A 26,437-nucleotide genomic window follows, 5' to 3' on the forward strand; every position below is an offset into this window, starting at 1 on the left:
CTATCTTAGGGGTTTTTGTATAAACTACAAGTTAATTCGATGACCGCTTTTTCAGGCTTTTTAGCCGATCGCGCAGTTCTGGCAAGTCATCAGGCACTTGTCCCCCATAGCGCCAGCGCACATAGGCTTGAGAAATTGCTTCAATAGCTGCTACCTGATCAGCCGATTGCATTGGCACGGTAGCTCGCATAAATTCAAATGGAGTTTGAGCCGTTCGCTTCACTAAATGCTGCATCTTCAACCAATCCAGCATTTCTTGATAGAGGCGTTCTATGGGAGTGAGTTGAATTAAAAATCGCTGATATTGCCAACGTCTCCAACTCTGCCATAGCAGCCAACTAGCAAATCCACCCCCAACACCCAGGAGCAATAGGGTAAATAATCCTATCCACCCTTGATTAAATTGCCCAACTAGCCATGCGATCGCGCCAACTAAACTGCCGACAATGGCGCTAAATATCCCACCTAAAAAATTGGTCACTGGAGACGGCAGCCATCCAGCGATCCATTTCCAAAATTGTTGCAGCACCGTGAAAGTTTGATCTTCCTCAATCGATGGTGGAATCAGTTCATGCCCCGGAATGGGGTCAAAAGCAAACCAGCCATGTTTGGGAAAATATACTTCAGTCATGGCATAGGCATCTGTGTTGCGAACTTCATATAGACCCGTGAATGAATTAAATTCACCCGATCCATAGCCTGCCACTAATCGGGATGGAATCCCGACCGAGCGCAGCATGATCGTGAGCGCAGTGGAAAAATGGTCAGGATAGCCGCCCTTATATTTGAATAGAAAAGCCTCGACTAAATCTTCATTGGGATTGAGGTAAGGTAATTCTGGCTGCACGGAATAGCGCATCTTTAGAGCCTGAGCCAAAAATAAAGCCTTTTCGTAAGGGTTCGCCAGCGGGTTTGGAGAGGTCGCTAACAGCGCTTCTGTTTGCTTTCGTACTTTATCTTGAATGCGACTGGGCACTGTGAGATAGAAGTCTTGAATTTCTTGTCGATATTTTGTGGGGGCTTTTCCTAGACGAGTGCGATCGCGATAGGGCACCTCCGAAATTACGGTATAGGTTAAGCCCTCTGGCAGGATTAACGGCGAGCGTATCCCTCCTTCAGCGTCGATCGCAACTTGAGTTGTTGGAAAGAAAAGCTCCTTGGGTTGGGTCAATGTCGGGATCAGGTTAGGGACTTCTGAAACAACCGTATAAGTCTGAATGACCTCTTGCACTTTATTGATGGTAATCGGTCGGGGCAAAAAGAACTGATAAGACCAGGCGGGTCGTGCAAGTGTTTTTGTCTCGCTATTTCGGGATACTTCCCAGCCTTGTCCTAAATATTGATCAAATGCCAACACTCGCCAAAAACCTTCTGCTTGCGATCTCACCCGCATGACAATTTGCGGCTTCATCTCCCCCCGGAGATTTTGATTCATCCGCGTGTTAAACCCATAGTAAAAGGTGTCATCCACTTCACCAGGACTCAATCCCTTACCCGATTGAAGATTGTTGCCCCCTGCCTTGCCATTCCGCACATACCCTGGATTAATCACCTGCTGGTTATCATCAAACTGCTGATTTAAAGGCGCACTCACTGGAAAGGTGCGTAGCTGGTATCCGGGTAGGCGCGGCATAAACATAAAAATGGTTAGCCCTAACGCCAAAACCGCGCCCAAAAATAGCCCTAAACGGCGGACGGAAAGCCCTGGCTGCTTGAAGGGCGATCGCCGTATCTTGCTTGCTGTCAGATTAAGCCGCGAGCGATAATCGAGGACTAAAACAGGCAGGGCGATCGCCAAAAACGCCAGCAAAATCGCCCCAAACATCATCGTTTGGCTGAGCGTACTTGCAACCCCAATCAAAATCAGCCCAATCACCATGGAATAGCCTAAGTCTTGGCGGCGGGGCATATGAAAGCTGTGCAGCACCTGAAGCTGAATCAATAGCTCAGCCAAAATCAGACGAGTATCATTCAACTGCTGGCGCAATGCCCCAAAAAATAACGCCAGTGCCCCCAACATGCCGATCGCGATACAAAACTTGATCGCCACATTCGCCTTGCGTCGATGCAGCCAACTCCAGTAAGCGCCTGCAATACTGAGTGGAATTGCCCACAGGCTGGTTTGAGTTTCTGCTGCGACATCGGTGGCAATGATCCCGGCAACCACCATTGCCTGACTCAAAATCCGCAGCGAAATCGATTCTTCCGTTGCGGGTAAGGGCTGCATTTGAAGGCGGTGCAGGAGTCCGCCTAATAGAGGAAGCGATCGCAGTCGGCTAGTGGACATAGGAAAAACAGTTTCGTAATCTCAAGATGTATTTCCTATCCTACCCAATCGTTAGCCAGCAGCTTTAGATAGGGGGCAATCTTTGCGTCTCAAACTCCTATCCTTCAACGATTCGCACCACGAAAATAAGCGGTGTTTCATCATCACCATCCAAACACGCTTCCAGCGTGTAAACTTGTCCCACTTCAGGATCACAGAGTTCCACGCTGACGGAGCCAGGAGAGCGGCGCTCAGCGATCGATTGCAGCCCTGCCCCATTGATGGTTAAACGTCCACCGGTGGGTAGTTCTGCCTGAACACTTATCCTTGAATCTGTGGGATCAGGGTTATAAGTTGCTTTTAACCGTAATGTTCCTTGCTCCGTTTCCCACTGGCGCTCAGCGATCGCTTGGCTGGCAGACACCGTTAAGGTTAGCGTCACAATCATTTGCTGGGCTGCCAACAGCGACAACACCATTTGCTGGGCTGGAGCCGCTGCCTCATAGCTTTGAGGAAAATTAGCGTTTGCTGTTGCAATTGGAGCCGTTGCACCGGAGCGGGCGGGCGAGGCAACCACTAACCCTGCCAAATAATTAAGTGCCTGCCCTTCACCGGGAAATAGGTCTTCTACCGCCTGAACCAATTGCACCCCTTCACGGAGAGACGATTGCACCACTTGCTGGCATTGCTTAAGCAGGCGACCTAAGACTAGACCGGGAATATGTACAGGCAAGTTGAGCGTGCTTAACTGGCGATTCCAGATGCTAGGACTCGCATTCCCCTCCACCGATGCAGATGTTTCTGAGCCAAAATTCGTTTTGACTGAATCATAAGCCGTGTCAGCTTCATAGTCTTGAACAACAGACTCCCAAGGAAAGAGGGGAGGATTTTTTTGAATTTCGCTTTGCAGTCGATGTTTTAACAAGGCATGAAAACGGTCTTGCACAGCAGGTACATCTCCAAGTTCAAATAGTGGCTCTCTTTGGGAAGAGCATTTTGAATCGGTATAGCCAGAGACAGAAGAGGGATTATCTTGGGGCATAGGTAGACTTGATTGATCTAGCGGTGGTGTTCCTGTTGTCTCGCACCCTAATGACTGATTTGCTGCCTCAGCATCTACCAAAGTCGCTGTGGGGAGGAGACCCTGCAACAGCATTAGTATACGCCTCTGAATTTCTTCTGGGTCACGATTCATAGTACAAATTCCTATACAGGGGTTGAAAGGCGCTCTCCGGATAGTCATCGGTTTTGCATGTCCCAGAAATCATTCCGGATTTCCCAGGCTTGCTCCAATAGTTTGAACCATTGTTTTTGAACTTGAGTAATTGTCAAGCCGAGTGCTTGAGCGATCGCGGCATCGGTTAACTTTTGCTGCTTGAATGTTAATACTGCTGTCTGGGTTTCATCTAGCTGAGCTTGAAACACTTGCCATTGCTGGGGAGTTAAGCCTAAATTGCGATCGAGGTCAGCTTCTAACCATTGGTGAACCAATTCCCACCGATGAGACAGCGCAAATCGGATTAGATGATATTTGAATCGCTGCTGTAAATAATCTCGCTGGCGAGGGGTGAGTCTTAAAATATTCTCGATTTCACTGGTCGGCAGATCTTGCAGCCGTAATACGAAATAATCAGCGCAGTCATTTTGCTTACGCTCATCCAAATAACTAATCAACTCAGCAACAACGGTGTGACGTAAGGTATCTTCCACTGGTTCTGGCTCTTGGGCAACCATCTGCTCCCGCACCTGCTGCATTGAGGCAGCGTTCCAAGCACCATCTGCCTCGCCAGACATCCCCTCAGCGGCTTGTTCAATGTCTACTGGTGTTTCGGAGGGCTGCTGCTGCGAAAAAGTTTGCGCCCGAAGAATGATGAGCTGTTGACTACGATTGCCAGGGAGTGGGATACGGCGTTTCCCATAACGCTCTGTAAAAGCCATATACTCCGCTAGTTGGAGCGGTGCTTTAGGGGTATAGCTTGGGAGCAGTCGGGCTTCTCGCCGGAAGGCATTTAGCGCCTCCATATAAAAGCCTTGGAGAAAATCTTCGATTAACGGCAGACGGGCTTGATAGCTAAACTGAGTTTGAAGCGGAGTAATGTAGCGATACACCACTGCACTCAGGGTGCTATGAAGCTCAACTCGTCCCCGCCGAGACCCTAGTTTGGAATAGTGCAGACATTGCTGAAGACGGTGCTTGGCTAGGGTGAGTGCCCAAGATTCGGGGTCGCCAGAAGCTTGTATCCGCTTACTTTCAGTACAAATTCGGGTCACTTCTTCTGAAAGACGATCAGCCACATCTCGGCAATGCTGCTCAGAAGCGGTTGTTGATACTTTAAGTTCACTTAGCAGCAGTTGAAAGATTGACTCCACGCTTTGGCAGGTTTCTATCACAATATGTTCCAACGCCTAACGATAACAAACATCGAAATATCTTGCTCAATTTTGGCAACAATCACCAGTCAGCGTCTAGGGTGATTTTTGATAAACCCATTAAAAATAAGCAATGGTGGTGAATTGTTGAGAGAATTGGGCTAGATTCTCTCTCAATTTTTTCTGACCCGCTGAATGTTCAGGATTTTTGAGAAATTTAGCTCATGCATGATGGATACCTTCAATGAATCTAGATTTGGATGCACAACTTCAAGAACTGATTAATGATGCGCCCCAGGATGGGGTTACGCCTACTTTGATCGAGGCGATCGCGCCTGTCTTAAAGCAATTAGCGTTTCAACTGCGGCACCTAGAATATTACATTGCCCAAACCTTGGAGCAAAATTGGGCAGTGACTATGCTCAATCATGAAACTCAAAATGGCTTACAGAAACAGATTATTTACGCATTTCCAAATCTAAAGGATGTGTCTTCTGGACCCTATCCGATGAAAGATCCACAGATGATTGCCTTACCTATTCCCGTTATCCATATCCTGTTTCAAATTGTGGCAATGGAAACAGTGGATAGCGTTGTCTTCTTTGAGGTTCCTGGGAATACGATGGTAGGCACCGAAGTGAAAAGAACGGATTTGCAAGCCTTGATTCAAACTCAGCTAAGGCAGCAAATGCCTTCTTCAGACACTATACCGTCGGATATCGCTTAGATAAAAACTCGAACCTAAACAATCAGGCTTAATCAGCAAACCACTGGCGGCAAATTGGTTTAGGCGGCGATTGGGTAAGTCCCTCTGCTGCGATTTGGCTACGATCAAGCATGAACTTTGTAAATAAAAGTAACAAAATTGCCGTCATACCGTCTTTCTGTCTTGACAGTAGCCGACAGGATAGATATGCTTTCATTCATACCCGGGTTACCAAGACTGAGAGTGATATGCAGGACAAGCTAAAAGAGGATAAGCAAAAAGTTACGTTGTACTTACCCCCAGAGCTACACAGGCAGCTAAAGGTGAAAGCAGCGGTTGATGTGGAAACAATGACTGATCTTGCTCAAAGAGCGATCGCATTCTACTTACTAAACCCAGATGTTGTTGAAGGTTATGAAGATAGCTATGGTCAATCCCACCGAGTTTACGGCTGTCCAGAATGCTCTAGCCACTTAGTTTTACGCAATGGCGAGATGGTTTCTCTAAACACTCAGGTTGTGCAAGTTGTACAGGTTGGCCTTTCTTCAGATGGTTCGCAGGTCACAAACCCATCTCAAGGCGACGCTGAACTGGTTCCATTACTGGCTAAGTAAGTCCTTGTTTTTGAAAAGTTCCGCAACTGTACGCTAAATGGTTTGGATGGTTTTTCAGTCTGAGTTGTCTCTAATTGAGTTGATGATATGCAGGAAGAACTCAGCATCCTAATACAAGCTCAGTATCCTTTGATCTACCTGGTTACTTCCGAGGAAGAACGAGCAGAGCAAGCGATCGCAGCGATCGCCCAAGCAGGAAAGCCTCAGCGCCGTCTGTTTCTTTGGACTGTGACACATGGAATCGTTGAATACGGTCAACCTAGAAACGTCACTCAGCACAACACCGTTTCTCCAGAAGCGGCGATAGAGTGGGCAACTCGACAGCGTGATTCTGCAATCTTTGTGTTCAAAGATCTTCACCCTTTTGTAGACTCTCCAGCCGTGACTCGCTGGCTAAGAGATGCGATCGCTAGCTTTCGCGGATCTCAAAGAACCATTCTTCTGATGTCTCCAGTTCAGCAGATACCCATTGAACTTGAGAAGGAGGTAGCAGTCTTAGACTTTGCAATGCCAGATATGGCTGAGCTAAACCAAGTTCTCTCTCAACAGCTAGACCTAACGCGCAACCGACGAATTACCACTGAAACGCGGGAAAAGCTTCTGAAAGCAGCTTTGGGTCTTACTCGCGACGAAGCAGAAAAAGTCTATCGAAAAGCTCAAGTTACTGCCGGGCGTTTGACTGAGGAAGAAGTTGACATCGTTCTTTCCGAAAAGAAGCAACTCATTCGCCGTAACGGTATTCTTGAGTACATTGAAGAAGACGAAACCATTGAATCAGTTGGCGGTTTAGAAGAGCTAAAGCGCTGGTTGACTCAGCGTTCTAACGCCTTCACAGAGCGCGCAAGAGAGTATGGGCTGCCTCAACCAAAAGGAATGCTGATTCTTGGAGTGCCGGGATGTGGCAAATCCTTGATTGCCAAAACAACTTCTCGGCTTTGGGGATTGCCATTGATTCGGTTGGACATGGGTCGAGTGTATGATGGCTCGATGGTTGGGCGATCAGAAGCGAACCTGAGAAATGCTTTAAAAACTGCTGAGTCCATTTCACCTGCCATCCTGTTCATAGATGAATTAGACAAAGCTTTTGCTGGAACGTCTGGGTCTGCTGACTCTGACGGCGGCACTTCCAGCCGAATCTTCGGATCATTCTTAACTTGGATGCAAGAAAAAGATTCTCCTGTCTTTGTGATGGCAACCGCAAACCGAGTAGAGCGCTTGCCTGGAGAGTTTTTGCGGAAAGGGCGTTTCGATGAGCTGTTCTTTGTAGATTTACCTAATGCGGAAGAACGCAAAGATATTTTTAGAATTCATCTTTCTAAACGGAAGCGGGATATTACCCGGTTTGATTTAGACCAGTTGGCAAACGTAAGCGATGGTTTCTCTGGTGCAGAAATTGAGCAGGCACTTGTAGCAGCAATGTATGATGCCTTTGCTCAAGAGAGAGAGTTTACACAACTGGATATTATTGCAGCGGTCAAGGCAACTCAGCCTTTGTCTAAGACGATGAGTGAACAAGTGACGGCTCTGCGCGATTGGGCACGTCAACGAGCTAGACCTGCTGCAGCCTCTGTCGCTGAGTATCAGCGATTAGAGTTCTAAGCTTTCTTCCTGCTCCCAACAGGTCGAAAGGCTGGCGATAATTTCGCTAGCACAGTTAGTTAACACACCTGCTACTAATCCTAGGGTTAATAGCATTCACGAACCAAACGTTGTTCTTAACTCACTATCAGGAGAAAATCCCAAATGTCTCACTTTAGCACTCTGCGTACTAAGATCACTGATGCTGAAATTTTGAAGGCTTCTTTGCGCGATCTAGGCATTAGCGTTAAAACTGAAGCTGATGTTCGTGGCTACAATGGTCAGCGCGTGCGCTCTGACATTGTTGCAATCTTGGAAGGTGAATATGATCTAGGTTGGACTCGCAATACCGATGGTTCCTTTGATCTGATTGCCGATCTTTGGGGTGTTGCTAAGCGCCATAATCAAACTGAGTTGATCAATTCAATCAACCAGAAGTATGCCGTCAACAAGACTCTGGCAGAGGTTAAGCGCCCTGGCTTGCAAAATGCAAACGTCAAGCTAGTGCTGCAAAACTAGTCTCTCCACGCGTTCCCAAACTAGCGGGCTAGCCTTATAGGTTAGTCCGTTTTTTGTGTGGCGCATACTATTTTAGTCAGTTAAATGTTGACACAAATACATAACTTTTTGAGTGTCATTACCAGTCCAATGCGTGAAGTCCCTGTGTCTCAATCGGGGGATATGAGTACGTACCGAATTCATTCGGTCTTGAGGGTTTTAACTAGCTCTCTGGGCACCGACTTTTGAGGTCGGTGTGTTAGACGGGCTTCGCCTGCGATCGCTGTTTGATCTTGGAATCCCCGTTTTTTAAACGGAGAAGCATATCAATCCATCTTTAATTCCACACGTTGCCGCAATGGATTAGCATCATAGGGGGAAAGCTTCCAGTGTCTATGGCGCTGCTCTTTCTATTCACTGTCTACGCCCCCACTTCACTCATGTTTGATCCCCTTCCTCTGCCGCTCGACTGTGTTCTTCGCTCTGCCACGCCTGCCGATAAGCCAATGGTTCAAAGCTTATTGGAGCAGTTTCGGCGAGAGGTTTTGCCTTCTCTTTCTGATTCAGAACGGATTCTAAGAAGATTGGCGATCGCGGCTGGTATCTTGATTGGTGGCTACCTAGTGATTTCTTTAAAGCCGGGACAGACACTATTGCCCCTAGTAGGGTTTGCAGGAGCAGTGGGCATCAGCGTGGTGGCTGTTCAAATATTAACCTGGAATGAAGGCTGGGAGAACTTTTGGGTGATCGAGCAAAACGAGCGCTTGGTTGCCTGTGCCAAATTACGCTGCTACAGTCGCTATTCCGTGCTAAATGATCTATTTGTGGTGCCAGAACTCCGCGATCGCGGGCTAGGCTCCTATCTGATCAACACTTTAGGAAAAAAAGCTACAAAACCGCTCTACCTCACCTGCTTACCTTCCCTCGTGCAGTTCTACATGCGCTTGGGCTTTACGCCAATCTCGATTAATCATCTCTCCCCTCTACAGCAATTTGACCTTGGCATTCCCAATCAGATGACCGTGGTGCCATTGGTGATGAAGTAATCATCAGGTTAGGAAGGTTTGAGCGCTTGCAAGCTCCAATTGACCAGCCAAGAGACTATAGAAAGCACGATCGCGCCCACAAATGCCGGGAAAAAGCCGCTCACAGAAAGCCCTGGTGTGAGGGAAGCCACTAGCCAAAAAGCGATCGCGTTCACAACAAACAAAAACAAGCCCAATGTCAGAATCGTAAACGGTAAAGTGAACAGAATCAGCAAAGGACGCACTATCGCATTCACAAAGCCCAAAACTACGGCTCCAATTAACGCAGCGGTAAAACTATCGACCTTAAAACCAGGAACCAGTTGAGCCGTGAGAAACAGAGCTAGAGCCGCAGCAAGCCAAGTCAGAATAAAGTTAAGCATGGTTCTTTTCTCGTAATTATTATGCCGTCGCGTTTAATGAGATCATTCCAGTGTATCCAAGCATTGACCCAAAGGCTACGCTTGCAAAAGAGTTGTTTAGAGGATTGAGCTACAGCATCGGGGTAGACGCTTGATAGAATAGACTCTGCGTGAAACCGATCTTTTTAGAGAACACTGAATTATGGCGCAAACAATTGCCACACTCGATCTTCCCAGTTTGGCAGCAGAACTGGCTAGCCAAAGCCCCCAAAAAATTCTAGAGCGATCGCTAAACCTATTTGATAACATTGCGATTTCTTTCAGCGGTGCAGAAGATGTGGTGCTGATTGACATGGCGCACCGACTGAACAAAGCGGTTAAAGTTTTTAGCCTGGATACCGGGCGGCTTCATCCCGAAACCTATCAGTTCATTGACCGCGTTAGAAAGCACTATGGCATTGCGATCGACATTCTTTTTCCCGACTCCACTCAAGTCGAAGAGATGGTCACCGCCAAAGGACTATTCAGCTTTTATGAAGAGGGACACAATGAATGCTGCGGTATTCGTAAAGTTGCTCCCCTGCGCCGCAAACTGTCCACCCTAGATGCTTGGATTACGGGGCAACGACAAGATCAAAATCCTGCGACCCGTGGAAAAGTGCCGGTTGTCCAAGCAGATACTGCATTCTCGGTAGGAGATCGCACTCTAATAAAGTTCAATCCGCTTTCCAACTGGACTTCTGCCGATGTCTGGATGTATATTCGCTCCTACGAAGTTCCTTACAACTCCTTACACGATCGCGGCTTTGTCAGCATTGGCTGCGAACCCTGCACACGAGCTATTTTGCCCGGTCAGCACGAGCGGGAAGGGCGCTGGTGGTGGGAAGATGCAACCAAAAAAGAATGCGGTTTACACGCTATCAACCAACCTTCATAGGTTTCGGGGAGCAGATTTCAGGCTATGGCGTTCTAGCGTTGATTACCGCAAAACTCAAATATTGCCCAAGGTGACTTTGGGTAGCTTCTGCCAACAAGCGGATTTCATCACCATCGCGCTGCGACTTAAATCAAATACATCGCGTTCTATTGCTGTATTTATCGGAAACGGGAGCCTACCAGTTGGTTCCCCCAACATTTATCCAAAACGACAGTAGCCAATCAACGGTTCGGCTTTATCACCATCCTATGCCAGTTTGAAATTGAAACGCGACCGATGATTTTCTGAAAACGGCAATGCTTTTTTGTCTTACAACTCAAAGCTCAAAATGGTATTAGCCTCTTACTAGAATCGTCACCTGCATGTAAATTCATCCAACAGGCAGAGGGTTTTCTTCTTTAACCCTGCCATCCTAAACCTAGGAGTTTGCATAAAAAACTCCTTCGCGGTTGATGATCAATCATCTTGCGTTCAGCGTCCGAAATAGACGTAAAGCGTTGTGTAGTCATCAGCCCACTGCATCACCTTTTAGGAGGTATCTATGAAAACCGTTTTTCTTCCTGCGATCGCGCTCTTCACTACGATCGCGCTGCCACTGTCTGCCCATGCCGAAAATCTGGCTCATGTGAACCAACTATTAGAAACAGGAGCGTGTGTAGGCTGCAATCTGGCAGGAGCAAATCTGAAAGAGGCTCATCTGATTGGAGCAGATTTGAGAAACGCCAATTTGCAGGGTGCAATTTTGGTGAACTCTAACCTAGAAGGGGCTGACCTGACTGGAGCAAATTTAACAAATGCTGACCTGACTGGAGCCTTCGCTACAAACGCGATTTTAAATAACTCTGATATGACTGGCGTGAACTTGACCAATGTCCGCATGATCAATGCAGAAACCTTTGGCGCAACTCTGACAAATGTCAATATTGCTGGAGCCTCTGTCTATGGCAGTGGTATTGGTGTTGGCGGCGATCGCTAGTTTGAGGAGTGACTAACGTGGTAAGCAAGATTCCGATAGCACCAGGTAATCAGTAGCGCCCTATTTTGCAGTATCACCGTTTTTGTAAAAACTTGGACAGGTGAGCGTTTGATCATTGAGTTCAATAGAGCGATCGCTCTTCTCTTTGACAACAGTTATGTCATCAGACATTATCCTCATTGGTCCTATTGGTACTGGGAAATCCACCATTGGAGCGGTTTTAGCCGCTGGGCTTGGTCTTCCACAATGCTCGATGGATGAATTTCGATGGGGCTATTATCAAGAAATTGGCTACGACGAAGAATTAGCAAAACATAAACGGGAAACAAAAGGTTTCTGGGAAATTTACCAATACTGGAAACCTTTTGAAGCCTATGCAGTAGAAAGGTTGCTATCTGAGTGTAAAAACTGTGTCATTGATTTTGGGGCTGGTCACTCTGTATACGAAGACATTTCCCTATTTCAAAGAGTTCAGCAAGTTTTAGCTGATTATCCTAATGTTGTTCTTTTACTGCCTTCATCCGATTTAGATGAATCCGTGCAAATTTTGAATGAACGCAATGAATATGTGCCTGATGGCAGCCTGAATATTAATGAACATTTCGTCAGGCATCCTTCAAATTATGAACTGGCGAAATTTACGGTATATACCAAAGCAATGACACCGGAGGAAACTTGCAATGAGATTTTGCAATTAGTAGGCGCGCCATAATAACTTAGTCGCAGCCGACTTCCATAAGATGTTAGTGTGGACGCGAAAAAGTTGCAGCCGCGATTCAGAGCTTTAGATTGTCAGATTGCAAGCCAAAGTTAGATTGTAGGGGCGATCGCACAGCGACTCCCCTACTTACAGAATCATTACGCACTATCAGATTCAGTATTGGGAAGTGGGATGGCAATCAGCGTTTCGATTTTTTCGTTTTGATCCAAGTCAAGAATGCGATCGCCCGTTGTATCTCGTCCTTGCATGGGCACCGCATCCAAATCAAGGCGTACCATGCGGTCTTGGTTGGTCAGTAACATCACCTCGGTTTCAGAGGGCGCTGCCGCTAGTCCAGCCAAGGCATCTGTTTTTACTTTAAATTTCATTCCATAGGCACCTAGTTCTCCCGGCGTAGACAGTCGCAACATTGCAACTGGCATCCGTTTGGCATAGCCTCTTTCGGTCATCAGCAATAAGATGCCACCCTGAGACGCGATCGCCGCACCGACCAATCGTTCTCGCTTACCCAATCGCATCACCAATTGCCCTTGAGCCGTGCGGCTTTGCATCGGCAAATGGTCGTCATTCACCTCCACGCGCACCATCCGACCGCTGGATGCGGCAATCACCAGTTGTTCACCGGGTTGAGCGATCGCAATGCTGGCAATCTGATCCGCTTCCTTGAGTTTGAGGGCAGTTAACCCTCTGCCCGTCAAGCCCATAAAATCTTCCAAGGGCAAGCGCTTGACCCGCCCTTGCTGCGTCACGATCAGCAGGTTCTTCCCGTTGCAATCATCTGGCAAGATAAAACTGTCCACAATTCCAGCCGGATCGCTTTGGGCAGCCGCAGGCAACAGCGTGATCAAGGGTGCGCCTTTAGAGCGGGCTGTTGCTGGCGGGATATTTTCTACCCGTGTAGTGTAGGCTTTGCCGCTGCGAGTCAGGGCGATCAACTCTTTGGCAGTAGTCGTGAACTGAGTTTGCACAGTGAAATCGTCTAGTTCTGTCAACGTGGCAAAGGGTTTTTCGTCATTGCGATTGCGGGATTGCCGCTGAAAGGCTTTGGGTGTAATTCGTCTGGCGTAACCGCGTTGGGTCAGTTCCAGGACGGTTTCGGTGACTTCAACGTCCTCGAATGAAGGCATTGAAGTCAGAAGTGAGGACTCGATCGCTTGAGATTTTTTAGTTCTCGGTGCTTGGCTTTTAGTGTCTGGCTCTGGTTCAACGGGGGGCTGATTGCCGATCGCCAAAATTTTTGTGCGACGCGGATCACCAAATTTTTTCTTCAGCGATCGCAGGTCCTTTTTCAGCGCTTTTAGTAGTTCGTGGCGATCGCCCAACAGCGTTTGCAATCTTGACATTTCAGCCGTCAGTTCCTTGGCTTCGGTTTGCAACTTTTCGCGCTCAATCCCAGTGAGGCGGCGCAGCGGCATAGCGAGGATAGCATCGGATTGGCGATCGCTGAGGTCAAACCGCTGCTGAAACTCAGCTTTTGCGGTAGTGCCATCGGGCGCACTGCGAAGAATATCGATCACTGCATCCAGATTGTCGAGCGCCGTCAGCAAGCCTTGCAAAATGTGGTGGCGGTTTTCGGCTTCGTTCAGTTGATGCTGATAGCGCCGCGTTAGGGTTTCTTCCCGAAAGGCGATGAAACACTGGAGCATCTCTCGCAGCGGCATTTGGCGAGGCAAGCCGTGATCTAATGCCAGCATGGTGATGCCAAAGTTGCTTTGCAGAGCCGTTTGACGATAGAGGGCGTTGAGAATTCTTTGGGGATGGGTGTCTCGCTTCAGTTCGATCACGACCCGAATGCCATCGCGATCGCTCTCATCGCGCAAGTCAGCAATGCCCTCTAGCTTTCCCTGGTTCACCAAGTCTGCCATTTTCTCAATCCAGCCTGCCTTGTTCACCTGAAACGGCAGTTCCGTCACGATGATCGCCGTGCGGCGATTTCGTCCTCGCCCAAAGGGAACCTCTTCAAACCGCGACACCCCCCGCACCGGAACGCTGCCTTTTCCGGTGGTGTAAGCCTCCCAAATGCCCTGGGTGTCAATAATTTCACCGCCCGTAGGAAAGTCAGGTCCAGGAATCAGTTGCACCAGTTTCTCATCGGGCAAAGCAGGATTGTCAATTAGGGCAATCAGTCCATCCACCACTTCACCAAGGTTGTGGGGTGGAATATTGGTTGCCATGCCGACGGCAATCCCCGAACTGCCGTTGAGCAGCAGGATCGGCAGTTGGGCAGGCAACACTGTCGGTTCTTGTTGGGAGTTGTCAAAATTGCCAATAAAATCAACGGTGGCATCGCCAATCTCCGTCAGCAGTGCCTCATTGCCAATCGGGGCTAGCCGCGTCTCGGTGTAGCGCATGGCGGCGGGTGGATCGTCATCTACAGAACCAAAGTTGCCATGACCGCCCAATAAAGGATAGCGGCTAGAAAAATCCTGTACCAGGCGAACCAATGCGTCATACACCGATTGATCGCCATGGGGATGATATTTGCCCAACACGTCTCCCACCACCCGCGCACATTTTCGGTAGGGGCGATCGGGTACTAACCCTAATTCATGCATGGCATATAAAATGCGACGATGCACGGGTTTGAGTCCATCGCGCACGTCTGGCAAAGCGCGCCCGACAATGACACTCATGGCATATTCGAGATAGGACTGCTGCATTTCGGTATGCAAAGCGGTCGCAATCACCTGTCCACCAGAAAACACATCTAATTGTTTAGCCATGAGCTTTTCCTACTATCTGCACTTCTCACGCTCGTTGTGTAATCTAGAACTGACATCATTTAGCATAATGGCAACTTGAGAACTGATCGCCCTAATTCCTAGATATCAGGTCTTATTTGCTGTTTTGCCAACTTTCTGATGCTGGAGCCTATTAGTAAAGGACATATATGAAGACAGTTTTGATTGTGGAAGATGATTTGATGAATGCCAAGGTTTTCTCAAAGATTTTGCAGAAGCGTGGCGGTTTAGACGTAAAGCATACGGAGAATGTGGATGAGGTGATGCAGATTGCCCAAGGCGGCGAAGTAGATATTATTTTGATGGATGTGTCGTTGTCGCGCAGTGTGTATCAAGGAAAGTCGGTGGATGGTATTAAGATTACCCAAATGTTGAAAAGTGACCCCAACACGGCTACATTGCCGATAATTTTGGTGACTGCCCACGCCATGGAGGGCGATCGCGAAAATTTTCTGAAGCAAAGCGGGGCAGATGGCTATATTTCCAAGCCTGTGATTGACCATCAGGCATTTGTCGATCAGGTATTGGCACTACTGCCGTGAGGGTGGAGGGGTAAAGAAGGGAAGGAATAGAGGCGTTTGCAACATAAGAACGCGAGCAAATTAGGGGCATCACCAACAAAACTCTTCAAAGAACATAAGTACTACCTTAAACCTAATTAGTCAAGCGTTTCAAAAGTTTTCAGGGATAGATTTGATAAAAGAACGGGTGATGTGTAATTGGTTGCACATCGCATTAGCTTAAGTAGACAGCAGATCAACGATCGCCCTGACTAACGTTTCGGGTTCCACGGGTTTGCTGATATGCTGCTGAAAACCAGCCGCGATCGCCTGCTGTTGATTGACTTCCCCAGCATAGGCAGTCAGGGCAATGGCGGGAACTTGGCAATGTTGCTTTGATAAGCGGATTTGCTGCATTACCATATAGCCGTCCATCTCTGGCATTCCGATGTCGCTGACCATCAAATCAAAAGTAAACTGATCTAGCTTCTGAAGTGCCTCGATGCCCGATGGAAAACTCGTGACGATCGCACCTGCCTGTTCTAGGACAAAAGCCACGAAATCGCGGGAATCGGGTTCATCATCCACCACTAGGATTTGCAGACCGCTTAGATTGGGTGGGAAGGCGATGGATTGCTCTAGAGCAGAGATCTGAGTGGATGCGGAGGCAAGGGGAATTTGCACGATAAACGTAGCTCCCTGTCCTTCACCCAAACTTTCGACGCTGATTTGTCCCCCGTGCAGTTCCACAATTTGCCGCGCGATCGCCAGTCCTAGTCCTAATCCGCCAAACTTGCGGGTAGTGGCTCCATCTTCCTGACGGAAATGCTCAAACACGTAGGGCAGAAACTCAGGCTTAATGCCTTTACCGCTGTCTTTCACTTGAATCTGGGCATTCGTTCCTGCTTGAAATACCTCAACTTCAATCTGTCCGCCAGAGGGAGTGAATTTAACGGCATTGGATAAGAGATTCCAGACGACTTGCTGTAATCGTCCCGCATCTCCGTTAACCACGGGCGCTGAGGGCGAAAAAATGGGCTGAATGACGATCGCTTTAGCGTCTGCCGCCAGCCGAACGGTTTCGATCGCAGCCGAAATGACGCGACTGAGATCGACGGGCGCATTGTTTAAACTGAGCTTGCCTTGCAGAATGCGCGAAATATCGAGTAGGTCATCGATTAACTGCATTTGTAGCTGGGCATTGCGATCGATCACTTCTAGTGCCTGAGTTGCTTTGGCTGCATCGAGCTTGCCGTTGCGCAGCAGCTTTGACCAACCCAAAATTGGGTTCATCGGGGTACGGAGTTCATGGGATAGCACCGCCAAAAACTCATCTTTAATCCGGTTGGCTTGTTCGGCGGTTGCTCGTGCCGCTTGTTCCTGTTCTAGCAGCCGCAGACGGGCTTGCTCAATTTGCTTTTGCGGTTCAATATCAGTACAGGTGCCAAACCACTGATGGATGCGACCTTGCTCATCTTTGAGGGGAATGCTTTGTCCTAAGAACCAGCGATACGCGCCATCCGCTCGACGGAGGCGATACTCAACTTCGTAAAATTGACCGCTATTGACTGCTTCTAACCAACAGTTGTGCGTCATCTCCAGATCGTCTGGATGGATAATCGAGAGCCATCCTGAATCCAGCATTTCCTCAGACGTTAATCCGGTGTAATCATAAAACCGTTGACTGACGTATTCGTTTTGTCCTGCCGCATTTGTAATCCAAGTGAATTGAGGAATCGCTTCAGTTAATAGCCGATAACGAGCTTCGCTGTTGCGCAAATCAGTTTCGGCTTGTTTGCGATCGTGAAGGTCAGTTAAGGTGCCATACCACTGGGTGATCTGCCCGTGCTGATTCTGAATCGGCACTGCTCGACACAAAACCCAGCGATAAGCTTGATCCGACGGCTCCACTTCCGCCCGTTTCAGGCGAAATTCTGTTTGATACAAAGTCCCCGTTTCCAGACAGCCCTGCCAAATCTCATAGGTTGTTTCCAGGTCGTCGGGGTGAATGACCTGAGCCAGGTGGTGCTGCTTTGCCGTTTGTGCCAGCGTTAGCCCGGTACAGTCAACCCACCGTTGGTTAACATACTCCGGCTTGCCCTCAGCATCGGCAATCCACACCACTTGGGGCATCGCATCCGCCAGCCGCCGAAACTGTTGTTCACTTTGGCGGAGGGCTTGCTCACTGCGCAGTTTTTCCACTGCCAGCCAAGTGCGTTCGGCAATGGTGCTGAGCAGCGCAATCTCGGTTTCAGTCCAACGGTGGGGCTTCGTATCGTTAATAAAGAGAGTACCAACCCAAACCTGGTTGCGTAAGACGGGCTGTGCGGCGTAGGCGCGATACCCAAACGGTTGATAGTGCGTTTCATAGAGGGCAGCGGCTTGAGGATGTGTGGCGGTATCGTCGATCGTCACGGGCTGTCCGGCGCGATGTGCGGCAATGATCTCTGAGGGGTAATCGGAAAGCCGAAGGGTGCCGAGAAGGGAAGCCACCGTTTCAGCGCGATATTCGTGACTATTGATGCAAAGATCACGCTCCAGGTCAATCTGACCGAACACGCAATGAGACACACTATAGTGTTTGGCAGTCATTTCGCAAACAGTCATTAAGAGTTCGTCTACATCATTGGCATGGCGAATAATCTCACCCAGGTCGGACAGTAGAACCGCGTTCAGTTCGGCAGTTTTGCGATCGCTAATATCGTAGTTGATGCCATCGAAGAGAATGGGTGTTCCGTCCGGTGCGTAGGTTGCTTTTCCAGATGATCTGATCCAGCGAATCTCCCCGGTCTCTGGATTGACAGCCCGGTGGTCAATTTCGTATAACGTGCGATCGCGTAGGGCAGCTTCAACGGCAAGGCGGGTTGGTTCATGATCGTCCAGGTGGAGGCGGCTCCAGAACAGTTCAACCGTGGGTTCAGCTTCAGGCGGCACAAAAAACAGTTCTCTCGTGCGGCTGTCCCAATTTAGAGTGTTTAACGGCAATGCATTGAGCCATAGCCCAATGCCCGTTGACTGCAACACAAAGGAGAGGCGAGCGCGGCTCAGACGGAGGTCTTCTTCTGTTTGTTTGCGATCGCTGATATCTACAACCACTCCGATCATGCGATAGGGTTGCCCGTCTGCATCTAAATCAAAGCGTCCTCTGCCCTCGATCCAAAGGATGGAGCCATCCCGTTGAATAATGCGATACTCCGCCCGATAGTCGCTTTGTTGCCTCCAGGCTTGCTCGAACGCGGCTTCGGTAGCGGCGCGATCGTGTGGATGAAGATGACTTGCCCAAAGGTCATAGCTCGGCTCACACTCCTTAGAGTCAAGTCCTAGCAAGAGAAAATGTCCCTCTGACCAAATCAACGTGTTGGTGTGCAGATTCCAGTCCCAGGTGCCCATGCGCCCAGCGGTGAGGGCAAGCTGCAATCGAGCTTCACGTTCGGACAGCGCTACTTGCGTGGTTTGCAGTTCGGTCAGTTGGGACTCTAAGTTGCGGTTGAGGATGGCGATCTGCTGGTCTCGCTGTTCGAGCGCGTCTGCCATGTCGTTCACCGATCGTGCCAATTGCCCCAGTTCTCCAGCATCGTTTGCCAGGGTGGTGCGGGCGGTCAACTCTCCCTGGCGGAGTTTTTGCGTCGTGTTCAGCAATGACTTTACCTTGCGAACTAGAAATACGTCTCCCAAAACCCAGGCAGCGGCTAATGCCAACAGCGTCACTACCCCCAGATTCGTCAGGTTTTGGGCTAACAGTCGGTTGGCATTAGCGACAACAACGCTTTTAGGCACCCCAATGCGGATGGAAATCGCCCCATTCACTGGATCATCCCCCAGCCGAGTAAAGGCAAAGAGCCGCTCAATCCCATCCAACCCTCGCGCTTCGACCGTACCCTCAGCTTGAGCCAAAACAATTTGATTAATTTGCGCTTCGGGAATCGATTTTCCGAGCCATTGTTGCGAATCAGGATACCGGAGCAAAACTGCACTGTTGCGATCGACGACCGTGAGCGCTGCTCCTTCCGGTAGCTGTAGAGTCAAAATTGAGCGATTGATCTGCTCAAGATCCAATCCAGCCGATAGGACGGCTTGCAACTGTCCGGTGTCATCCAAGATGGGATAGCCAAACCCAAGCGTTGGCCGACGGCTCAACGTGTCAATCTGATAGCCGCCAACGGCAAAGCGTTTCGTCTCTCGAACCAATCGAAAAAACAACAGATCACTGGTATTAACGGGTTGAGTAAACGGCAGGGAACTGCACCATAAATTGCCGTTTGGATCGCTCACCCCAAAGCCCACATAGTTGGAGGATTGTTTTTGGATATCTGCAAGCAAGCGAGTGCAATCTTCCCGGTTGCCGCCGCGCAATTCTGGCAGTCGAGCCAGGGTCGTGAGCAGTTGCCGAGTGCTTTCAGTCAACTGTTTTTGATTGGCAGCCGCCAGCTTGGTTAAGCGTAGGAGATTTTCCTGAGTGTCGATCGCAGCCTCGCGCCGTTGTTCGGCTGCGGTGTACAAAATCAACCCCAATGCCGGAATCACCGCCAGCAGGACAAGCCCGATCAGCCGAGTCCGCAAGCTCGATAAAAATGTCGGTACGGGCTTATCGCTCATTCATCTGACCTTCTTCTACACTGCTGATCAAGTTGGCGATCTCGGAATCGTTACGCCTTGATCGAGTGGGCGCGAATTGCTTCGCAACGCCTCACGACTACGAATTTGTTAGGTCAGCATATAGCCATCCATGTTTGCCATGTTGACATCACTAACTAACAGAAGTAAAGGCAAGGCAAGTAATGCATCAGGTGAGTTTGCCTCTTGCGCGTCCGTCACTGGATTCAGCCGCACGGTTTGCCCCACGTTGCTGATAGAGAAATCAGTTGGAATACTGGACTAGAAACCACTTTAAGACTGAGACAAGCGCTTTACAACCTGTCCACCCAGCAATTCATGGGTTTGTTGCAGGATGGCAGGAATTTTATCCGCATGAGGGCTATTTTTTAGGTAAGGCTTTAGCGAGTTGAGATCGACTTGATCCACTTTGGCACCGGGGAACCAATGGCTTGCCTCACCTAGCAGGTTGTAGCGCATGGCAGCGTATTCAGTCATGTCGAAGGCGATCGCCAGGTTCCACAGCCACAGCACCACCGGAATATTCAACCGTCCCGGCGTTTGATCAAACGTGGGCAATCCTACATGCCAGGTTTTGTACCAATCTTCGCCCAGTCGAGCGATCGCGGCATCTTCTAGCCGCTGCAAAATGGGTGGCAGCACTTCATCGGCGCGATCTAGCAACTCCAAGGTTTTCAAATGTTCATCAAAATCTTGAGGTCGCGCTGCACCCACACTCAGCGTATGAATTTGGGGATGACTCAGACAAAATAAATCATTAAACACAATTGGGCTAAGCGGCGCACAGAGATCCACCAAGCGCTGAGGCGGACTGTACAGCATTCCGCCTTTGTCAGATGGGCTAATGATGAACACGCCCATATCTTGACGAGTGGCGGCAGCGACAGCCTCCCAGTTGCGCTGATTGATGTAGTACCAGTGCAGGTTCACATAGTCAAATTGCCCGGTTTCGCAAGCACGGACAATCACTTGCGGGTCGGCGGCGTGAGTCGAAAACCCCACATGACGAATTTTGCCCTGCCGCTGCAAGTCGTGAACCACCTCCATGCAGCCGCCGGGACGCACTGCCCAGTGTAAAATCTCATCGGTATTAATCCCATGCATTCCAAATAGATCAATGTGATCTAGCTTCAGGTTTGACAGGGATTGCTCAATCGTTTTGCGAAACTCTTTAACGTTCTCTTTGGGCGACGTTTTGGTTTGAATAATCAGTTTTTCGCGAGGAAACTGAGGCAGCACTTGCCCAAGCTGTAGTTCTGAACTGCCGTAGCCCCGCGCCGTTTCAATGTGATTAATGCCGACATTCAGCGATCGCGCGATCGTTGCCGCCAAATTTGCCTGATTGTCCGCTGGAATAGTCTTCAGTGCCACATCCTGCCATTTATATTGATATCGCATTCCCCCACAAGAGAACACAGGCATTTGCAGTTCAGTTCGTCCAAAACGTCGATAAAGCATGGGGAGGAGTGCTAGGGGCTAAGGATTTGTCTGGTTGATCAAGTCTTTCCTAATGTAGTGAATTTTTGCCTTTAACATCGGGTTTTGTTTAAAGTTTGGACTACCAAACTGGCAAGAAAGACATAAAGCCAAAATCAAGGGGATATAATTTTCTCCAATTACCATCCTTCCCAAGGCTGGTAATTTCAGGCTGCTTCACGCTAATTCGTCACTTTTTGCATTTACAATAAGTCCTTTAAATGATGCTTTCATCTCCTACGGTCGGGCTGATAATAAGGAGCTTGCTAAAAAGTTACACGATCGCTTAGCGCAAGAAGACCTAAAAGTTTGGTTTGATTTTAACGATATTCCCCTCGGTGTGGATTACCAAAATCAAATAGACGAGGGGATTGAGCAAGCCGATAATTTTTTGTATATTATTGCGCCCCATTCGGTCAACTCGCCTTATTGCGGCAAAGAAGTTGACCTCGCGCTAAAGCGAAATAAACGGATTACTCCCTTACTGCACGTTGAGCAAATTAGCCGAGAAGTCTGGCAGCAGCGCTTTCCGGCTAAGGGGGATGCCGAGTGGCAAGACTATACGGCTCAAGGCAAGCATTCCAGCTTTCCCAATATGCATCCCGAAATTGCCAAGATTAACCGGGTCTATTGTCGCGAAGGCCTTGATGATTTTGAGCAGGCATTTCAGGGATTGTAAGCGCTTCTACAACGACAGCAATCTTACGTGCGGCAACATACTTTATTTTTATCTAGAGCGCTGGAGTGGGAGCGGCAGCAAAAACAATCGCGCTATCTGCTAGTCGGGGACGATCTCAAACAGGCAGAGTCGTGGCTCAAACTGCGGTTCCAAGACGAACAGCTGCCCTGCATTCCCACCGATTTGCACTGCGAGTTTATTACGGAGAGTATTAAAAATAGTCAAAACCTGATGACTCAGGTGTTTCTCTCCTATGCAGGGGAAGAGCTTGCGGTCATGGAAAAGGTGCGCCGGAGTTTGCGGCGGGAGGGCTTCACGGTTTGGACGAATAAAACAGATATTCAAACCGGGGTAGATTTTCAGGAGGCGATTAATCGAGGCGTTGAAGAGGCAGATAATCTGGTGTACTTGCTCTCGCCAGCGTCTCTGCGATCGCCCTATTGTCATCGGGAAATAGACTATGCTCTGTCGCTGAATAAGCGGATTATTCCCCTATTGGTGCAGCCCACCGACCCAGAGCAGATGCCGCCCGTCCTGCGCGGATTGCAATTCACAGCATGAATCGACTTGGGGAAGCGAGTTGATAATCCGTGTAGGCGTGCCCGCGTAGATTTCACTGTTCACGGGCAGAGATAAGGGTAAGGCATAGAGTCCTCGGACATTATTGGCTTTGCCTGGGAGAAAGGCAAATTCGAGCGGAATGCGATCGCTTAATCCCAGTTCCTCAGGGACGACTAAATAAATAAGCGTGCTTGCACATACACACAATGCCACAGAAAATCTAAGCTCTAGGTACCAAGTGAATTTTAGAAAGAACTTGATACGGCACCTATATTCAACCTAATTCTTGCATTAAGGGCAACTGCTAACTGTCATCCCTTAGAAATGAACTGATTTACCCCACAGACCTTTTCAGGCTAGTCCAAGCTTCTCGCAGTTTCCAAAACTTACTATTTTCCATTGCGCTTACTTTATTCTGGTAAACCTCTAAAACTGCTTGGATATGAGAAATCTGAGCCTTATCCTGCTGAATTCTCTGCAAACTTTCCTGGTAGTCTGCGTTTATTTTCTCCAGATGTGCCTGCAATTGGGCGATTTCCGCCTCTTTTTCTTTGACTGCGCCTTCACCAGGATTCAAATTATTACGGGCAATGCCATGCCCATGGGGAATAAAGTACTTGGTTTTCCAGTTACCAGCAACTAGGGTTGGTTTAGCTAACTGATAGTAAGAACCATCACTAGCGGACTGGTAAATGATCTGCATCAATGGGCGATCGCTTTCAACTAAAGCTGCTTCCGAGTAATGCCACGTTAAAAAGTCCATAAACAACATATCTCCCACTTCTAGAGAAGGCGCAACTACCTCCATTTCTGGAAATTCTTCTGGGAAAATTGTGCCCTGGATGCCAAGGTTTCCGTATCGATGAGATCCTTTAATGACCTTTAAACCACCGGTCATGGCAGTATGAGATTGGAGTGGAACAAAAGCAGACAGCTTTCGTAGCCCTCCATGAAATGAAGTAATGTCCTGGTGAGTCTCCACACCTCCATTCCATTTTTCATCTTTCAACAGCATACGGTTCCCATAAAGCGCAATGTCATTATCTGCAAGAAGGGATTGGGCAGCAGAAACCAAGCGCTCGTTACTATATAACCCACCAAGGTTGCCGCTCAAAATGCCTACAAGAAAACGGTCTAACCGTTGAAGATCTCCACCGCCAAACTTAATTGTTGAAGAAGCGTCCTTCCAATGTTGATGCAGGAGGGCAGCTTGGGGAAGATCAAAAAAATTGTGAACAACTAAAAAACCATCTTCTTGAAACTTACGAATATCAGATTCTTCAAACATTTGCCTATACTACACAATCTGCACGAACCAAAAGCTGCACTTGTTTTGCAAACTATTTAGGACAACAAGTATCATAACAGAATCAATCATTGCAACGATAAATCCCCTACTTACGTTTAGCTCGTTTATTAGAGGATCGTCTTTAAGCAGATAAGGTTTAAGCAGATAAGGCTAAAAGGGCAACACTAAACAAGAAGCAACAATAAACACCTTAAGGAATTTCACCTGTCCTTCAAACCCATCTCTATCAACTTAGCCTTTCGTTTCTGGTAGTTGACATTAGCACCATTACCAGAGAACTTAGATCAGCGAATCTAAGCAAGATCAGCGAATCTAAGCAAATCCCCTACCTAACTCTCATACCCAATGACCGCTTTCCCACAGCCAAAACTGTCCTTATCCCAGGCACAAAGATATGGGGATCTGCTTCGCGTTTTGGTAAGGCGTAACCTCAAAGTGCGCTACCGTGGCTCATTTCTGGGCGCTTACTGGTCACTGCTCAATCCTTTACTCATGACTGGGCTGTACACTGCAATTTTTGGCAAAGCATTTGCGTCTTATTACGACAATTCCCTGCTGAGATATATTCTTGCAGCATTCACTGGTTTGATTATTATCAACTTTTTTTCTGCTTCCACCACTCAAGCGCTAACGAGTGTGGTCGCCAATGGGTCGCTGCTTAATAAAGTACAATTGCCAGCCAGTATTTTCCCGGTTTCGGTTTTAACCGCCAATGTTGTTCAGTTTGCCATCAGTTCCCTACCGTTATTAATGCTGGTCGCACTCATCACTTCTGGCAATCCGCTGTTTATGCTGTTGCTGCTGATTCCTGTTTTTTCGCTGATTCTGGTCTGTACGGGCATTGGGTTTCTCGCAAGTGCGCTATATGTTTTTTTCCGAGATTTACCTTATTTTTATGAGTTAGTGGTGTTTGTTTTATGGTTAAGTAGTCCGATTTTTTACCCTGAAGACATTGTTCCAGTGCAACTCAAGCCGTTTTTGGCGCTCAATCCACTTTTCCCAATTATTGCAAGTATTCGCCACATTGCTGTGTTGGGTCAACTGCCTGATTTTCACTTGCTATTAGGGTCGCTTTTAAGCGGAATGATTATGTTAGGGCTTGGGCTAGGTTGTTTTCGGTGGTGGCGATCGCAGTTCATGGATTTACTTTAGATGGAAGCCATTCGCTTAGACAACGTGTCCCTCATCCGGCGAACTCAGGAAGAATTTTCATATGACCTGAAAAAAACGCTGTTGTCTTTTTTGGAAGGAAAGTATCGCAAACCTTCTAAAAGATGCGTCTTGGATAATATTTCACTGGTCATCGAAGCGGGCGAAAAGGTCGGAATCATCGGCTCAAATGGATCTGGAAAGTCTACCCTGCTCAAAGTCATTTGCAAGATCTTGGAGCCGACCAGTGGAAAGATACGAGTGAAAGGCAATATTGCACCTTTGATTGAGCTAGGTGCTGGGTTTGATAGCGATATGTCTGTCGTAGACAATATCATTTTGTATGGAGTGATGTTGGGCTTTCCGGAGCGGGAAATGCGGCGCAGAGTTCCCGAAATATTGGAGTTTGCAGAACTAGAAGATTACATCTCCGTGCCGGTTAAAGCCTTATCATCTGGCATGGTTGCACGATTGGGGTTTGCGATCGCAACCGATGTTCAACCGGATATTTTGATTTTAGATGAAGTCCTCTCTGTGGGGGACGAAAGATTCAAGAACAAATCTAAACAGCGGATTGAAAAGTTTTGGCAAGATCACGCCACAATTCTGTTAGTTTCACACGACCTCAATTTCTTGCAAAAATCCTGTGAGCGGGTTATTTGGCTAGAAAAAGGAAAAGTCAAACAGATTGGTGATGCAGAAGAGATCATCCAAGCCTATCTAGAGAGTGTCAAATTGGCTGAGCCACTTACTTCCGAAATTAGCCCCACTCAAATCCAAGACAGTAGTGATTTTAACGATAGTGAAGACGCAATAACTCAAGAGCCTTTTGAAATTTTCTCGTGTACTGGGGAGATCATCTTACCTCCATCAGAAACTGTTGGAGGAGTATCCGTTTCTCGCATAAGCTTAACAAACCATGCTAAACAGCCTATTAATGTAGTGCCGTTCCGCTCTCCGTTTTATGTCGGCATTGAATATACCGTTACGGCTCCAATCGAAAAGGTTCAATTTGGTTTTTACATAACCGATGAGCAAGATCGAATAATTCTAGAGCCAGCCTCTCATAATTGGCTTCCACTTACAGGCAAAATTTGCGAACTGGGTGATCACTGTGTTTATGCTAAAGTTCCGGCTCCATTACTTGTGCCCGGTCGATATCATGTTTTTGGCATTGGCGTTTATGAGCCAGGATTTGGGCATCACTACTCCTTGCCGAAAAAATTGCTGAGGTTTGATGTGGAGTTGACTGAAAATGACCATGGCGAGTGGTTTGGTCAAGAGATCGTACATCCTATTATCGAATGGAATTTAGATTAGAGGAGTCCCAGTATCCGCCGTATATTCCGTTCTAT

General features: G+C 48.1%; 22 protein-coding genes. 13 read left to right on the plus strand and 9 right to left on the minus strand.

Annotated features, from left to right (window positions below):
• Positions 1-31: 31 nt before the first annotated feature.
• The 3 genes from AC1S5B_RS09875 to hetZ all read right to left on the minus strand — a co-directional run bounded on the left by AC1S5B_RS09875 (position 32) and on the right by hetZ (position 4,657).
• A complete protein-coding gene (locus AC1S5B_RS09875) occupies positions 32-2,287 on the minus strand; it encodes a transglutaminase TgpA family protein (RefSeq protein ID WP_482035505.1) in 2,256 nt (751 codons plus the stop codon).
• 97 nt (positions 2,288-2,384) lie between these two features.
• Positions 2,385-3,308 carry a PatU gene (locus AC1S5B_RS09880; protein ID WP_482035506.1) on the minus strand — a complete coding sequence of 308 codons (924 nt, stop codon included), beginning with the start codon at positions 3,306-3,308 and terminating at the stop codon, positions 2,385-2,387.
• Positions 3,309-3,505: 197 nt separating this feature from the next.
• Positions 3,506-4,657: a heterocyst differentiation protein HetZ gene (hetZ, locus tag AC1S5B_RS09885; RefSeq protein ID WP_482035507.1), complete on the minus strand. Its 1,152-nt coding sequence runs from the start codon at positions 4,655-4,657 to the stop codon at positions 3,506-3,508.
• Positions 4,658-4,880: 223 nt separating this feature from the next.
• On the opposite strand from hetZ, the gene AC1S5B_RS09890 reads away from it, so the two are divergent.
• The 5 genes from AC1S5B_RS09890 (at position 4,881) to AC1S5B_RS09910 (ending at position 9,078) form a co-directional block, all read left to right on the plus strand.
• Positions 4,881-5,363, plus strand: a complete 483-nt coding sequence (locus AC1S5B_RS09890; RefSeq protein WP_482035508.1) for a hypothetical protein — start codon at positions 4,881-4,883, stop codon at positions 5,361-5,363.
• 227 nt (positions 5,364-5,590) lie between these two features.
• Positions 5,591-5,956 (plus strand): slr0373 family blue light stress response protein, encoded by a 366-nt coding sequence (locus AC1S5B_RS09895; protein ID WP_482035509.1) that lies wholly within the window; start codon positions 5,591-5,593, stop codon positions 5,954-5,956.
• 87 nt (positions 5,957-6,043) lie between these two features.
• The gene (gene ycf46 / locus AC1S5B_RS09900) at positions 6,044-7,555 is read left to right on the plus strand and encodes a stress-responsive protein Ycf46 (protein ID WP_482035510.1); all 1,512 of its coding nucleotides are present in this window, start codon (positions 6,044-6,046) and stop codon (positions 7,553-7,555) included.
• A gap of 144 nt (positions 7,556-7,699) precedes the next feature.
• On the plus strand, positions 7,700-8,053 hold the full coding sequence (locus AC1S5B_RS09905; protein ID WP_482035511.1) for a DUF1257 domain-containing protein: 354 nt from the start codon (positions 7,700-7,702) through the stop codon (positions 8,051-8,053).
• 419 nt (positions 8,054-8,472) lie between these two features.
• Positions 8,473-9,078 carry a GNAT family N-acetyltransferase gene (locus AC1S5B_RS09910; RefSeq protein ID WP_482035512.1) on the plus strand — a complete coding sequence of 202 codons (606 nt, stop codon included), beginning with the start codon at positions 8,473-8,475 and terminating at the stop codon, positions 9,076-9,078.
• Positions 9,079-9,086: 8 nt separating this feature from the next.
• Here AC1S5B_RS09910 and AC1S5B_RS09915 read toward each other — a convergent pair whose 3' ends face one another.
• Positions 9,087-9,440 (minus strand): phage holin family protein, encoded by a 354-nt coding sequence (locus AC1S5B_RS09915; protein WP_482035513.1) that lies wholly within the window; start codon positions 9,438-9,440, stop codon positions 9,087-9,089.
• 181 nt (positions 9,441-9,621) lie between these two features.
• Between AC1S5B_RS09915 and AC1S5B_RS09920 the strand changes: the two genes are divergently transcribed.
• From AC1S5B_RS09920 to AC1S5B_RS09930, 3 genes are all read left to right on the plus strand, one after another.
• Entirely contained in the window at positions 9,622-10,356 is a 735-nt protein-coding gene (locus AC1S5B_RS09920; RefSeq protein ID WP_482035514.1) for a phosphoadenylyl-sulfate reductase, read from the plus strand.
• Positions 10,357-10,897: 541 nt separating this feature from the next.
• Positions 10,898-11,332: a pentapeptide repeat-containing protein gene (locus AC1S5B_RS09925; RefSeq protein WP_482035515.1), complete on the plus strand. Its 435-nt coding sequence runs from the start codon at positions 10,898-10,900 to the stop codon at positions 11,330-11,332.
• Positions 11,333-11,489: 157 nt separating this feature from the next.
• Positions 11,490-12,044, plus strand: a complete 555-nt coding sequence (locus AC1S5B_RS09930; protein ID WP_482035516.1) for a shikimate kinase — start codon at positions 11,490-11,492, stop codon at positions 12,042-12,044.
• 146 nt (positions 12,045-12,190) lie between these two features.
• On the opposite strand, the gene AC1S5B_RS09935 is transcribed toward AC1S5B_RS09930, so the two are convergent.
• Positions 12,191-14,776, minus strand: a complete 2,586-nt coding sequence (locus tag AC1S5B_RS09935) for a DNA gyrase/topoisomerase IV subunit A (protein WP_482035517.1) — start codon at positions 14,774-14,776, stop codon at positions 12,191-12,193.
• A 167-nt stretch (positions 14,777-14,943) separates the two neighbouring features.
• On the opposite strand from AC1S5B_RS09935, the gene AC1S5B_RS09940 reads away from it, so the two are divergent.
• Positions 14,944-15,336, plus strand: coding sequence for a response regulator (locus AC1S5B_RS09940; protein WP_482035518.1), 393 nt, complete (start codon positions 14,944-14,946; stop codon positions 15,334-15,336).
• A gap of 198 nt (positions 15,337-15,534) precedes the next feature.
• On the opposite strand, the gene AC1S5B_RS09945 is transcribed toward AC1S5B_RS09940, so the two are convergent.
• The 3 genes from AC1S5B_RS09945 to AC1S5B_RS09955 all read right to left on the minus strand — a co-directional run bounded on the left by AC1S5B_RS09945 (position 15,535) and on the right by AC1S5B_RS09955 (position 21,366).
• Complete coding sequence (locus AC1S5B_RS09945) at positions 15,535-19,890, minus strand: PAS domain-containing protein (RefSeq protein ID WP_482035519.1); 4,356 nt, start codon at positions 19,888-19,890, stop codon at positions 15,535-15,537.
• 108 nt (positions 19,891-19,998) lie between these two features.
• Positions 19,999-20,136, minus strand: a complete 138-nt coding sequence (locus AC1S5B_RS09950) for a hypothetical protein (protein ID WP_482035520.1) — start codon at positions 20,134-20,136, stop codon at positions 19,999-20,001.
• Between the two features lie 45 nt (positions 20,137-20,181).
• A complete protein-coding gene (locus tag AC1S5B_RS09955; RefSeq protein WP_482035521.1) occupies positions 20,182-21,366 on the minus strand; it encodes an aldo/keto reductase in 1,185 nt (394 codons plus the stop codon).
• A gap of 250 nt (positions 21,367-21,616) precedes the next feature.
• Here AC1S5B_RS09955 and AC1S5B_RS09960 point away from each other — a divergent pair, with 250 nt between their 5' ends.
• Positions 21,617-22,063, plus strand: coding sequence for a toll/interleukin-1 receptor domain-containing protein (locus tag AC1S5B_RS09960; RefSeq protein WP_482036615.1), 447 nt, complete (start codon positions 21,617-21,619; stop codon positions 22,061-22,063).
• A gap of 27 nt (positions 22,064-22,090) precedes the next feature.
• Positions 22,091-22,624, plus strand: a complete 534-nt coding sequence (locus tag AC1S5B_RS09965; protein ID WP_482035522.1) for a toll/interleukin-1 receptor domain-containing protein — start codon at positions 22,091-22,093, stop codon at positions 22,622-22,624.
• A gap of 334 nt (positions 22,625-22,958) precedes the next feature.
• On the opposite strand, the gene AC1S5B_RS09970 is transcribed toward AC1S5B_RS09965, so the two are convergent.
• The gene (locus tag AC1S5B_RS09970; RefSeq protein ID WP_482035523.1) at positions 22,959-23,912 is read right to left on the minus strand and encodes a phytanoyl-CoA dioxygenase family protein; all 954 of its coding nucleotides are present in this window, start codon (positions 23,910-23,912) and stop codon (positions 22,959-22,961) included.
• 366 nt (positions 23,913-24,278) lie between these two features.
• Here AC1S5B_RS09970 and AC1S5B_RS09975 point away from each other — a divergent pair, with 366 nt between their 5' ends.
• A complete protein-coding gene (locus AC1S5B_RS09975; protein ID WP_482035524.1) occupies positions 24,279-25,085 on the plus strand; it encodes an ABC transporter permease in 807 nt (268 codons plus the stop codon).
• Entirely contained in the window at positions 25,086-26,402 is a 1,317-nt protein-coding gene (locus AC1S5B_RS09980; protein WP_482035525.1) for an ABC transporter ATP-binding protein, read from the plus strand.
• Positions 26,403-26,437: the final 35 nt, after the last annotated feature.

The sequence above is a fragment of the Leptolyngbya sp. CALU 1928 genome, from assembly GCF_056784215.1.